The organism is Nocardia sp. NPDC059195 (genome assembly GCF_042754695.1).
Taxonomy (GTDB): domain Bacteria; phylum Actinomycetota; class Actinomycetes; order Mycobacteriales; family Mycobacteriaceae; genus Nocardia.
On sequence record NZ_JBHZBG010000002.1, the window covers coordinates 395,553 to 408,425 of the forward strand.

The window sequence follows — 12,873 nt, forward strand, 5'->3', positions numbered from 1 at the left end:
TCCGGCGCGTCAGAGAATCGATGAGCCGGGGAACACCCTCAGCACGATGTTCGACATCGTCTGGGTCAGTACCCGGCCTGCGACCGGGGCGACGATCGATTCCAGGCTGGGCACGCCGAAATCGAAGGTGGCCTCGAACAGCAACCGCACGTCGCTGGCTTCCTCTCCCGCGCGGGTGCTCCAGCTGCCCTCGAACGTGTCGAAGTCCCCATCGATCTGCTCGAACGTCAGCAGGCAATTGTCGTCGTCGTAGAAATCACGCTCGGACCAGCTCAGCAGACCGTTACGGAAGTACACGTCCCAATTCGTGACGGCCCCGCGTCCGTCGGGCGAGGTCACGGTTTCCACGTGCTTGACCCGGTCCGGGGCGTTGTGTCGATACACCTCGGTATCCTTCAACGTCTCGTAAACCTCCTGGCGCGAACAACCTTTCACCAGGAATTCGATGCGTACGTTCTTCATGTCGCTCTCCCCGTCAGCCGATCGTCGTCGCCGAGTCGCGGTCGTTTCGGCCAGCGCTCTTCGCACCCGATAGGCCGTCGTCGGTGGAAATTCCAGCGAAGGCGCGCGCCACCGCCGACTCGACGATTCGCAGGTCGTCCTCGGAGATGATCGCCGGCGGCGTGAATCGCACGACGGCGGAGTTGTTCATGGAGTGGTTTGCCAGCACATCGTTTTCGATGAGACCGAGCAGCATCTCGCCAGCGAATCCAGGGTCGGTGAATTCGATACCGATCAGCAGGCCCTGGCCGCGAACCTCGCGCACTGTGCCCGTTGGCGCGGCCGAGGACGCCGCCCGGAACGCCGACAGCAGACGATTGCCGATGGTTCGGGAGCGCGCGACGACTTCCTGCTCCGCCAGCACCCGAATCGTGGCGAGGACCGCGGCCGCCGCGATCGGCGCACCGCTATAGGTAGAGGTGTGCAGCAAGGGATCCTTCTCGAACGGCGCGTACGCCTTCGACGTACAGGCGATCGCCGAGACCGGCACGACACCGCCGGAGAGGATCTTCCCGACCAACAGCACATCCGGCTCGACGCCCAGATCGTCGATACCCCAAAGCTTTCCGACCCGGCCGAGGCCGGTCTGGATCTCGTCGATGACCAGGAATGCGCCGAACTCATCGCAGAGCGCCGACACTCCGGGCAGATAACCCTCGCTCGGGACCACGACCCCGCCCTCGCCCTGCACGGGCTCGACGATGAAACAGGATGGCACACCATCCGACAGCACGCGTCGGAGCGCGTCGAGGTCGTCGTAGGGAACCTCGACGACATCGGGGACGAGCGGCCGGAACGGGTCCTGGTACATCGCACGCGCCGTGACGCTGAGCGCGCCCATGGTCTTGCCGTGATAGCCGTTCATTGTGGAAATGAGGCGGGGGAATCCGTTGGCTCGGGCCAGTTTGATCGCCGCCTCGGTCGCCTCGGTGCCGGAGCTCACGAAATGGACTTTGTCGATTCCGTCCGGGCATATCCCGGCCAGGGCAGCGGCCGCTCGCGGGCTGACGTCGTCGATCAGCGTGCGGGCCGACAACGGATGCCGCCGGATCTGATCGATGACCGCGTCGACCACGATCTCGTTGCGCGCCCCGAGTAGGAAGACGCCCGATCCCGCGCAGTTGACGTAGGAGCTGCCGTCCGTGGTGGTCAGCCGCGCGCCGTGGGATTCGGACTCGACCTTCCCGCCGAGCAGCCGCGAGATGCCGGCGAGCCGGCGCCCGAGATGGCGGGAGCAGAGGTCGAGTATGTCGTCCTGATCTGCGATGTGGTTCACGATTGTCACGCCTCTCCCCTGCTATATGACCCGTAGCTCATTGCCCCGGAACGCCCCCTCCACCGCGTCTCCCATCGAATTGCGCGTCGGTGGATGGAAGGCCAGGGCCTGTGTCGCCGAGCCGAGATAGCTGACGACGGGATCCTTGATGAACGCCATGCCGCCGAGCACCTCGATGGTCCGCGCGACGCATCGCTGCACCGAGTTCTGCAGCGCGTACCGCACGACCAGCGCGTCTAGCAGCATGCGCGGCTTCGGCGGTCCGTCCAGCGTCGTCGCCACACGCTCCAGCGCCAGTAGTCCTGCCCGGAGTTCGCCCGCCGTCTCCGCGCGGATGTGGGCCGAGCCCTTGCTGTGCTGGAACATCATGCCCGCCAGGATGCTCGCCATGCCCAGGTACGTCCCGGATACCAGCAGCGTGAACCAGGTCAGGCCGACCTTCTGTACCTCGTTGAACGAGATGCGGTCGCCCTCTTCGATTTTCATCACCATCTGATCCGGGACGGTGACGTCTGTCAGGACGACCTCGTCGCTCTCCGCGCCGCGCAGCACGGGCGAGTCCCAGAAGCGGCGCACCTCGATCCCGTCGGCCTTGGCTGGGACTAGAACCATTCCTAGCCGGGGCGGCCGGTCCGGTTCGATCAGCTGAACGCTCGCCGACAACAGATCCATCGACGACGCTAGGCTGCACGGCTTCTTCGAGCCGTTGAGAATCCATTCGTCGCCCCGTCGGTGCGCGGTGGTTTTCGGAGTGAGCTGGCCCTCACCGGAACGTCCCTCGGCGCCGGCGCTGGACACGAGCAGCGATTCGTGGGCGATCGCGTCCAGGATCACCCATTCCATGCCGTGGAATTTGCCCTCGAAGGCGCACATCGACGCGACCGTGAAGTTGTGCATCGTGGCCGCGACGGCGAGCGACGGCGCCGCCGCGCCGAGCCCGACCGTCAGATGCAGGGCCTCGACAGCGGTCGCTCCCTTGCCGCCGTGCAGGCCGGGAACGAGCAGCCCCGGCGCCTTCGCCCGGCGCAGCGCGTCGAACCCGATCTTCGGGTTCTCCTCGAGTTCCAGCAGGGGATGCGCACCGAGGTCCGCGAGCAGTCCCGGCGCCAGTTTCTCGGCTGTCTGGCGGGCATCGTCGTCGAGAATCACGGGTCATCGCTCCTTCATCGCGGCAGCCGATATCAGTTCGGTCGCGTGCCGGTCGGCGTGGCTCATGACACACTCGAGTCGAAGATCGCTTCGCGCGGAACGACATCAGACGCGACGCTGATGCCCTGGAGCCGGGAAGTCCTGAGGATGGGGAAGTTTCCCTCGCCGTAGGGTCCGCCGGAGAGCCCGGCGCCGCCCTGGCTGGGCAGCCCGACCACGAATCCGATGTGGCTGTCGTTGACCTTGAGCAGGCCTCCGTTGTGCACCCGTTCGCAGAACGCGGCGATCACGTCCCTGTCGCCCGCCCACAAAGAGTTCCGCAGGCCGTAGGGGTTGGTGTTGATGAAGTCGATGCAGTCGCTCAGCAGGCGAGCGTCCGAGTCCGAGGTGGGCACGATGATCGGCAGCAACGGGAAGAAGGTCTCCTGGCGTACCGCGTCGAGACGCTCCGCCACCTCGAGGCCTGGCACGGTGACGACCGTCGGTTCGACGAAGTATCCGAATTCGCTGACTTCTCCGGTCACCTCCAGTCTGTTCCCGCCGCAGATCAATTCGGCGCCGTGCGCGAGCGCGTCGGCGAGCACCGTGGTGAATTCCTCGGCCTTGAGCACCGGCGAGAGCAGGGCGTCGTCGTCCTCGGGATAGCCCGGGCGGATATCCCGGGCGAGCTCCACCAGCCGGGCAATTACCGCAGGCGCGATATCCGGATGCACGATTGCGTATTTCGGCACGATGCACACCTGCGCGGAACCGTAGAAGCATTCGGCGAGGGCCCGGGCGGCGAGGTCGGCGTCGGCGTCGCGCCACACCAGCACCCCGTCGTTTCCGCCGAGTTCCAGCACGGCCTTTTTTCCGCGCGCCGACCAGCGGCGCCCGATCTCGATGCCGCGCTCGGAGTCGCCGAAGAACATCAGGTCATCGACGTGGTCGCTATCGAGCCAGATCTCGAGGGCCTCGTTGGGGGCCGCGCAGATCAAATTGATCGTGCCGGCGGGAGCACCCATGTCGTCGAGCGTCGGCGCCACGAGCTCGCGCCAGAACCACGCCGTGCCGAATGCGGAACTGCGCGGGGCCTTGACTACGATCGTGTTTCCGACGATCAGCGCGCCCAGTGACACGATCGAGTTGGCGGTGGGAGCGTTGTACGGTGGATGGACACACACCACACCGTCGGGCTTGCGCACGAGGTGGATCTCCCGGCCGGCGATTCGCGAGGTCTGCCGCATCTGACTGCGGTACAGATCGAGACTCTCGTCGTTGGTCATGCTGACGGCTGCAGAGACTTCCCACTCCGCGAGCCGCTTGGGATGCCCTTCCGCCGTGAGGATCTCGACGAACCGGTCGGCGTTGTCGTGGATCACCTTGCCCACTCGCCGTGCGAATTCCAGTCTGGTCTCCATCCCCATGGCCACCCAGCCCGGTTGCGCCCGAGCGGCCGCCGCACCGGCCTCCGCTATCTGGTCCCGATCGCAGACTCCGACGCGGCCGACGATCCGTGAGTCGTCGGTGGTCTCGATCGATCCCCTGTCGAGCCGGCGCTTGAGCCGGAGCGCGGACATTTCGTCGCGCAGCAGCGCGCTCGCCCGAATGGTGTGGATCCATTGCGTGTGGTCTGCGTCGATCCCGCCGATCAATGCCGGATAGCTCAGCATACGTATTTCCTCCCCGCGGATCCCGAAGGGAATCCGATTGTTTGAGTCCGGCGGGGTTCAGCGCCGGACTCGGAGATCAGTTCCGCCGCCGCAGTCGCAGGCGAAAGTCCTTGGGCATAAAAGTGAGTCGTTCGGCGACACGCAATGTGTAGCCGGGGTCGGCGGCGATGTCGTACCGCCGCAGAATCGAGCCGAGTACGAGAATCGACTCGTGGATCGCGAATTGCCGTCCGATGCAGCCTCGTTCACCCGTGCCGAACGGCTTGTAGATGTGTGGTGCCCTGGCGCGCGCCACCTCGGGGGAGAAGCGATCAGGGTCGAATCGCTCCGTGTCCGGACCCCACAGCGGGTCGCGGTGCAGCAGCGGGATGAGGACGGTCATGCTGTCGCCCGCGGCCATTCGATAGCGGCCGCCGACGACGGTGTCGTGCCGGGCTTGCCGGGAGTAGACGGGCGCGGTCGGCCAGAGCCGCAGCGACTCGTCGATCACCCGGCGCAAGTAGCGAAGTTTCGTAACCTGCTCGAACGAGACGGTGTCGGAGCGCCCCCATACTTCCTCGATCTCGGCGCGTGCCCGTGCCTGTGCTTCTGGGTTTTGCGATAGGTAGTAGAGCGCGAAAGATAGTGCACCAGAGGTCGTTTCATGACCAGCGACCAGGAAGGTGACGATCTGGTAGCGGATATTGCGCTCATCCAGCTTGTTCGGATCGTCCTCGCGGGCGGCGCGCATCATCAGCTCGAGCAGGTCGTCGTGCTCAGTGGTGCCGCTGGCGAGGCGTTCGTTGACTACGTTGTCCACGACGCCGAACATGTAGTCGCGACGCGCCTGCTCCTTCTCGTCGAAACGACGCATCATCGTGTCGCCGACCACCGGCAGGGACAGCATCGTGCGGATGGGGGCATAGAACAGCGAGTCGATCATGGCGGTGACGAACGGGTGCGGTTCTTCCCGCCGCAACGCGTCGAAGGAATAGCTGAATCCGGTGCGGCCGATGGTCTCCAGCGTCAACCTGGTCATATCGCCCGACACGTCGATGGTTTTCCCGCCGACGCAGCGGTCCCACCGGTCGATCAGTTCGGAGTTGACTTCGAGCATCGTCCGGTGGTACTTCCGCATCGCGGCCTGGGTGAACGCCGGACGCAGCAAATTGTGCGCCCGGCGCCAATTCGGTTCCTCATTGAGAGCGGTGAACAATCCGTCGCCCCCGATTCCGCGCAGGAACGGGAGCTCCTTCTTCGCGAACCGTGATTCGTCGGAGAGTTCGGCGACGATGTCGGCGCCGTAGACGAACACGAAGCGCAGCCCCAGCAGCTTGCGCTCGAAGACCGGGCCCAGCTGGCGGCCCAGGGCCATCGTCGCCTGCGTGGGTGTGGTCAGATTCATAGTGGTCAGGTCGCCCAGGACGGGCACCCGCCAGCGGGGATGCGGAATAGAGTGGACTCGCGACAAATGTGTCCGAACAGTCATCTCACCACCTCGATAGATCTCAGGCCTGGGTATATTCGGCGGGAACACCCCGCGATTCCCGCTCGTATCGCTCTCTCAGCTCCACGAAGGCGGGAAGTTCGACCGGATTGAACGGAAAACCGAAAGGTTTCGGAAAGTTGTTGAGTAATCCGCGATCCGCGCACAGGTGTATCGGAACGGCGAGGAATTCCCAGCGCCAGCCGAATATCAGCCATAGCGCGATAATCAGGATGCCTTGCACCACCGCGCTGTGACACACGTTGTACAGAACGTAGTAGATCTTGCTAATCTGCCCGGACTCGCTTCTCCGGAGCGCGATCGCACCGGGATACAGCCCCACGGTGTCGATGTATTGGTAAAGAACCACCGCAGCGATCCAGTTTACCTCAGAATAATGATATACGAGGGCCACGATTAGGCAAGCCATTGCGAGCAAATATTCTGCCCGGGCATGATTCTTGGTCGCTCGCGTAAAGAACCAATTCTTCGTGTCCACGTGCCCCCCAAGAAATGCGCCGAATCTGCTCCAGAATTACTGTCGTCACACGCTAAGACAGCTTTACCGGCGTGTCAAATACCTGCGGCGGATCAGCCACACATCTCCGAGTCTGTGTATATCTGTCGAGCGCGGTGGTTAGCTGCTCCCAATCTTGCGCACGGCGCCTGGCGAGCGCGGCGACACGCGGAAGACAATGACTCGGAATGTTGCTGATGACGGAATCCCAATCATCGACATCGTCGAGCGGGAACTCCAGCCAGTGCAGAAGTTTCCGGCCGACCTCGGTGAAGCGCAGGGACGGATCCTTGCGCAGTTGACGCGCCAGTTCCTCGGTCGAGGGTGTCGGCGCGCCAGCACCGGGAACGACGGGCGGAACCAACCGATCACCGAGTTCCGCGATCCCTGCCGAACCCCCAGCACCGCTGCGGCCCACTCCCGAACCACCTGCACGCTTCAGTTGCTTTCGCACGTCCTTGGCCGTCGTCACCGAGATCCCTGCCGCGCGAGCGATCTTCCGCGCCGAGGCGCCGGGATCCGCGCTGAACAGCTCCGCGGCATGCTGACGTCGCTGCCGGCCGTCGACCTGGTGCATCACGCCGTTGCTCGCCATCCGACTGGTCGGCTGGGGAATTTCCCCAGCCGACCGTTCCCGGATCGCGCCCACGGTCTTGTGCGAGATCCCGACGAGAGCGGCGATCGAGCGATCGGACCAGCTGGGATGCATCGTCAGAATGCGGAGCGCGGCGGCTTTTCTGTCGGCAAGCGACAGCGGCAATCCATGCGCGCCATTGAGCTTCACCGCAAGCACGAACACCTCCGCCGGACTCCCGTCGAAGAACACCGCAGCGACCTTCGAATCGCCGCGCTGCTCGGCGGCCCGTAGACGGTGCCAACCATCGATGACCTGCATCGTGGGCCGATGGACCACGATCGGCGGAAATTTCGCGGCCGATTCGGTCAGCATGCGAACGTGACTCGCGCTCACCCCCGCTGCCCGCAGAGGCGAGTCCGGCAGTGATACGTCGGATATCGCAATTTCCAACACGGTCGAATTCGGCAGGTATTCTCGGACGACAGCCGTCGCGAAATCGTTGCGCTCCGGCAATGGGCCAGCACTGGTCGGATTGCTCACAATTCCCTCCCCATCACTAACAAATTCCTCCCCTTCGCCTATGTGCTGACGAGCACATAAATCTGCAGCCGAGGCCTTCGGTCAACTCTGTCTGCCAATCGAAAATACCACATCGCAGCCCGCGAAGACGTCTGAAACTCGAGCTGATTGAATCCCTTGATTGATTTCAGGCAAAATTAGTTAATAGCTAATCAAATCTCTCGTACATACGAAACCCCAGCAACCCTTCCGTCGCAGATTCGGGCCGATGCCAGATACTTGCCGTAGACTTCCGCGTCCCCCGACTCGACGCGCCGAACTGGACGCACGTTTCGAGCGGAGGCGTAGCCCGCCGGACACTGAGATTCAAAAGTGATGTTTGTCACCGGATGTACGCTCGCGCAGTCTGCAGGCGAGGCAACGGTTCGAAACCGCTCAACTGACCGGATCGCGGCAGTGAGCCCCTTTCATGTTGGGTGAAACCATGTTGGCGACCGGGACCATCGGGGTGTCGGGTCGGCTCGCGACGCAAAGAAGCCCACAGCGCGATCTGGACATTCCGTCGGCATCTGGAGCGGCGGCGCCGGCTTGCGCGGCGGGACCGTTCAGTTAGGTCGTCTATAGCTCGTTAGGGGCAGGTTGCGGAGCCTGCTCGCCGATCGAGATGGGTCGGTTGACGGCGAAGACCACGCAACGGCTCACAGCCCTTTCTGCCCAGGCAGTAGCAACTTATATGTCATACCTCTGAGGTACAACTACCTAGACAGAAGGGGCCAATATGACACACAACAGGGACGAAATGGTTCCCAACCCCAACGGCTGTCGGTGGTGTGGAGTGGACCGCGACCAGCATCTCCAACGCTGGGAGCCGACAGTAGAGTGGCATACGTGGGTCGAACCCACCGCTGCGCAACGCAAGAAGCGGATGCTGGAGCGGCGAGCTCGACGCACTCGATCGCCAGACTTGTTAGCCAGCTAGCGCACGCAGGTCCGCGAAGATCCCTCGGAGTTCGCTCGGTACGTCCTCAGGACGGTTGAGTCGGACGGCTACCTCGCACAACATCGCAGGCTTGCCAGAAGGGTACTGGTCACTGAATTCCTTCAGCATGCGCTCAACTCCGGCACTGAACTTCTTGGACCCTCGGTGATCAGCGAAATGCTCGGAGGTCCAGCCAACTTCCCGCGGCCAGGCTCCATTCGCAGTTCTTGCCCATGTCTCGTCGTCGAACAGCTCCTCCAACTCATCGGCGCTCGACCCTCGGCCCAACATTCTGGTGATTTTTTCCTTGTCCTGACCGAAGTGCCTGGTGAGGCTGCTCTGGCCGAAGACCCGGTTCTTCCTCTCACTGTCCGCGTCGATCATCAGCATCACACTGCGCCCGTGCCTGTGGAGGTAACTGGCGAGCTGCAGCGCGCCGTCGTTTCCGCCGCTAGCCCACAGCGCGATCCCCGCAGCCTGCAACGACATGCCCTCTGACAGGTTGAACAGGATCGGAACCGCCAACTTTTCCGTCTCGCCTTCGACCGCGAGAAAGCAACGTTCGTGAAGCAGAACGGAATTGCGGAGACCCACCGCAGCGGCGATCACCCCGAGATGACGGTCGAACTCGGCGTGTTCAGCGCTTCCCAAGCGCTGCACCACTGTCCGGCGTCCGTTGTCCAGCTTGAGCAGCACCACGTCTCGAATATCCACGCCATCGATGAGGTTCATGGAGTATGTGGCGACCACAACATTAACGTGGTCCGCCAGCGCCTGCCGACGAATGATTCCCATGACCTCACGCTGGAAGTGATAGTCCAGATGCGTATCCGGTTCGTCATAGGCAACGATAACCTGCACAGGCGGCTCGACGACCGGATCATCCTCGCCGCCAGCAGGTTCGGTCAGTAGCTCGCTGGTCCCCTCCCACACAGCCATCGAGATTCGGCGAGCGCTGCCGCGACCGGAGTGGTCCAACCGCACGAGCTCACCAGACGCACGCTCCAACCGAAGGGAAACCGAACGCAAGACCGGCGTGACGCTCACCTCGGACTCGACCGTGACGGTAGCGATGTCCGGGCACCGCTCCACAATGTGGTCCGCCAACGGCTTAGCTTCGATAGCCATCCGCTCGCGCGCATCGGTTTCCAGCTGGCGCATACGACCCTGGACATCTTCCTCGGCCATATAGCTCTTGAACCGGACATTCAGCACAGAGCGGATCGCCCCTTCGGGGCCCGACTCCCCCGCAAATTCCGCGATCCGCGGAAGCCGACCCACCAAGGCAAGGGGAATTCCCCTCCAGCCTTCATGGCTCGAATGTTGCCGCCCATACTCGATCAAGCTAGCCAGCACCTGCGGCTTCGCCAGTTTCGTCGTCCGGATCCCGAACCTGGTCGCCAACTCCTTGAGTTCGGGCAACAATTTCCCGTTCAAGTCCCGCAGGTCTTCGTCGTCGGGCACTGGGCCCCAGATCTCGTACCGCGGTGCGAGTTCCGCATCGGCCCAGCGCCGCAGGCACACCCGGGCGGGTAGGCAGAACTTCTCCTGCTCCCAATCGTCCAGGCGGAAATCACCAACTACCTCGGTGATCATGCAACGGCCACCGGACTCCCCAGAGCTATAGGACCGGTCATCTTCGGTCAGAGCATGCGAGTCGAGGAGGAACGCCAGCGCGTTGAGCGCCGCAGATTTTCCGCCGTCGTTGGGACCAGCGAGGATCGTCGGACTGCCGATCGGAATGTCCGTGACGTCGGCGAGCGAACGAAACCCGCGCACGGAGTACTTATCAAGATGCACTTGCCAACCATCCAAGACAGATTGTCGCGCAGGTCATTTCCTCGACCCGTCACCCCAGATTCCGAACGCGGGCGATGGATCCCAGAACTTACCAGCCGAGACCGCATATGAGGAATCGGACATACTGGACGACCGTCGCGGCGAGTACACCGGGGTGCACGCCGACCCCAAAAGGCCTTGACACCTTGGCATTCCGCATGAGTCGATGATGCTGGCCACTTTACGCGCTGCCGCCGATGGACCCGCCGGTGACCCGAGGTGCCGCTGGCGAGCCAGCAACGAAAGGTTGGGCAGCTCAGCCTATTCAGGTTCACTATTGGCGCAAGGGGCATTGTCGCCAACGACGATCGCAAGTCTTGCCATACACGATCTCCCGCTCGGTGGCGGAATCGGCCGATCGACGGAAGCGACAACCTCGCCATTGACGCGATGCTTGACTTCCCAATTGAGCACACCGCCCATTCTTCAATTTGCGATTGAGAACGCCTCCACCGAGAGGCCATATCTACCAATTCGACAATCCTAATAATGTTGGCGCGAAAGCCCTTTCATGAATTATCATCGACGAATGCGACGCATCCCGATTGGCGTCGCATTCACCAGAATTAAATACGCCCCTGCCCGGTGCGCGAACACCAGACGGGGGCAGCTACGGAGAAAGGACCTCCGCAATGACTAGTGTAATCATCTCGGTCGGATCCGAGGTGGAAGTCAAGGCACCGTACGACCGACGTTTCCACGACGCCGCAGATGAGCTCGGCGGCGCGCTCACACCAGACCGAGATATTTGGCGGTTCGCCCGGGCTGACGAAGATCGTGTCCGCCAGCTGTGCAGCGAGATTTTCAGCGGCAGCGCCACCCAATTGCCTCCACCGAATGCGGGAGCCTCCAACAGGACCGACTGCATGACGGCCGAGCCGCTAGGCCAGCAGCCGATCAGTATCCACCAGCAGCGCTCGGATCTGCTCGACCGCCTCGAAACACTCCTCGACGAGGTCGCCGAAGTACACACAGCACTGCGAAGCCTCACGAAGAAACGTTGACACTGCCGCCGCATATTTACACAGAGGAATGCCTCTGAAGATGAGCGGATTCGGAGGCATTCCGATGTACTGCGGAGCTTCTGGACTTGGTGGCAACCAAGCATCTGACTGGGAGCGACACTATCTGAACTGGGCATCGCCTCGGTGCCACGGGGATCGGTAAACGAGCCCGCTCATCAGTTCCCTTCGGCTGCTGTGCATTTCGATCAGCCGGTCCAATGGGTTGGCGTAGTAGCCGATGTCGGCATCCGAAAGAGCATCCGGGCGCACGAGCGGATGTTCACCGGACTTCTGACCGCGAAAGACCCGACGATTGGCTTCCTGAAACCGATCGAACTCGTGTGGAGCTTGACCTGGGAACCACAGATGGGAGCTTACGGTCCAGGCTTGGGCGCACTGCCCGAAGACATCTGCCCAGCCGGAGATCCCAATCGTCGGTGGGCGCTGCGTCATCGCGTGGAATGATTTCAACTCCTCAGCGGCTAGAACATTGACGTACAGCAGGACCAACTCGCTGCTGTAGTGGTCGTAGGTAGGCCATGTCCGTCGGTTCTTTCCGTACAACTGGCGGATCGCGTTCGTGTTCGGATGGACGAAGGCACTCAAGAACCGGTTGTGGACATTGATCATGCGCACACTTTGGGAGTCGGCCAGCTGGTTCTCCACCAGGCTTTCCGTGATGCTCTTCCACCTCAGATAGGTAGCGTGCAACGTCCGATGATGTTTGGCGGCAGTTACGCGTTCGGCAACGTCGGTCAAGCCGTCGTCGAAGTGCACTTGCTCGTCCGGTAGGCCGAGGTACGGCGAGTACTCGTCCAGAAGGAAGTAGAGGAAGCCGATCGGCTGTGTTGTTCCGTCTTCACCGCGCACGTAGGGGCCGGTCATTTTGGCTCGCACTACCCCGTTACGCCAGTTCCAGCTGAGCACGTCCGCCCATCCCTGGCCGGCTTTCCGATCCCGGTCCCATTGCTGCCAGATCTGCTCTTCGACACCCTCAAGGATGCGGACACACTGTGTCCCTTGGGAAATGAGCTTGTCGATGAGTACATGTTCGAGCGCGGATCGCAGCGAACCGAAGGCCGGTGCGTAAGCATCACGTTCGGCGTCGGCGACGGCTGACGCTAGGTACAGCGACAACGATCGGCAACGATCGGCCATGTCGTGATGTGGTTCGTAGTGCACCGCGCCGCGCTCGAGCTGGCTGCCGATGCCTCGCAATGTCTGGATCAACGAAACTGCAGAGGTGTATAAATCGGCGTGCTCGGCCGCGCCAGTCCAGGTCATCTCGTCAACCTGCCACATTTCGGCCTCGGCGACGCTGAACCGGCAATTACTCGGGGCTTGTTCGTCAGCACGGGCCGTGTGGTGATCGCTCGGCGCTGCCATGAGTTCTAA

General features: G+C 62.6%; 10 protein-coding genes. 1 reads left to right on the top strand and 9 read right to left on the bottom strand.

Annotation, left to right across the window (positions count from 1 at the left end; translation table 11 throughout):
• Window positions 1-9 precede the first annotated feature (9 nt).
• The 8 genes from ACFXKN_RS04320 to ACFXKN_RS04355 all read right to left on the bottom strand — a co-directional run bounded on the left by ACFXKN_RS04320 (window position 10) and on the right by ACFXKN_RS04355 (window position 10,435).
• Window positions 10-462, bottom strand: coding sequence for a type II toxin-antitoxin system RatA family toxin (locus tag ACFXKN_RS04320; RefSeq protein ID WP_379432360.1), 453 nt, complete (start codon window positions 460-462; stop codon window positions 10-12).
• Between the two features lie 13 nt (window positions 463-475).
• Window positions 476-1,786 (bottom strand): aspartate aminotransferase family protein, encoded by a 1,311-nt coding sequence (locus ACFXKN_RS04325; protein WP_379432361.1) that lies wholly within the window; start codon window positions 1,784-1,786, stop codon window positions 476-478.
• A gap of 12 nt (window positions 1,787-1,798) precedes the next feature.
• Window positions 1,799-2,926: an acyl-CoA dehydrogenase family protein gene (locus tag ACFXKN_RS04330; RefSeq protein WP_379432362.1), complete on the bottom strand. Its 1,128-nt coding sequence runs from the start codon at window positions 2,924-2,926 to the stop codon at window positions 1,799-1,801.
• Between the two features lie 62 nt (window positions 2,927-2,988).
• Window positions 2,989-4,578 (bottom strand): aldehyde dehydrogenase family protein, encoded by a 1,590-nt coding sequence (locus ACFXKN_RS04335; protein ID WP_379432363.1) that lies wholly within the window; start codon window positions 4,576-4,578, stop codon window positions 2,989-2,991.
• A 76-nt stretch (window positions 4,579-4,654) separates the two neighbouring features.
• Window positions 4,655-6,046, bottom strand: a complete 1,392-nt coding sequence (locus ACFXKN_RS04340; RefSeq protein ID WP_379432364.1) for a cytochrome P450 — start codon at window positions 6,044-6,046, stop codon at window positions 4,655-4,657.
• A gap of 19 nt (window positions 6,047-6,065) precedes the next feature.
• Entirely contained in the window at window positions 6,066-6,542 is a 477-nt protein-coding gene (locus tag ACFXKN_RS04345; protein WP_379432365.1) for a hypothetical protein, read from the bottom strand.
• A gap of 52 nt (window positions 6,543-6,594) precedes the next feature.
• Complete coding sequence (locus tag ACFXKN_RS04350; protein WP_379432366.1) at window positions 6,595-7,677, bottom strand: transcriptional regulator; 1,083 nt, start codon at window positions 7,675-7,677, stop codon at window positions 6,595-6,597.
• A 946-nt stretch (window positions 7,678-8,623) separates the two neighbouring features.
• Window positions 8,624-10,435 carry a TOPRIM nucleotidyl transferase/hydrolase domain-containing protein gene (locus tag ACFXKN_RS04355; protein ID WP_379432367.1) on the bottom strand — a complete coding sequence of 604 codons (1,812 nt, stop codon included), beginning with the start codon at window positions 10,433-10,435 and terminating at the stop codon, window positions 8,624-8,626.
• A gap of 704 nt (window positions 10,436-11,139) precedes the next feature.
• Between ACFXKN_RS04355 and ACFXKN_RS04360 the strand changes: the two genes are divergently transcribed.
• Window positions 11,140-11,478, top strand: coding sequence for a hypothetical protein (locus ACFXKN_RS04360; protein WP_379432368.1), 339 nt, complete (start codon window positions 11,140-11,142; stop codon window positions 11,476-11,478).
• Between the two features lie 120 nt (window positions 11,479-11,598).
• Here the strand turns inward: ACFXKN_RS04360 and ACFXKN_RS04365 are convergent, their stop codons facing one another.
• Entirely contained in the window at window positions 11,599-12,864 is a 1,266-nt protein-coding gene (locus tag ACFXKN_RS04365; RefSeq protein ID WP_379432369.1) for a hypothetical protein, read from the bottom strand.
• Window positions 12,865-12,873: the final 9 nt, after the last annotated feature.

Bases quoted from the DNA above. Each gene is read 5' to 3' on its own strand.
- ACFXKN_RS04320 (WP_379432360.1), bottom strand. From the start codon at position 462: ATGAAGAACGTACGCATCGAATTCCTGGTGAAAGGTTGTTCGCGCCAG.
- ACFXKN_RS04335 (WP_379432363.1), bottom strand. From the start codon at position 4,578: ATGCTGAGCTATCCGGCATTGATCGGCGGGATCGACGCAGACCACACG.
- ACFXKN_RS04340 (WP_379432364.1), bottom strand. From the start codon at position 6,046: ATGACTGTTCGGACACATTTGTCGCGAGTCCACTCTATTCCGCATCCC.
- ACFXKN_RS04365 (WP_379432369.1), bottom strand. From the start codon at position 12,864: ATGGCAGCGCCGAGCGATCACCACACGGCCCGTGCTGACGAACAAGCC.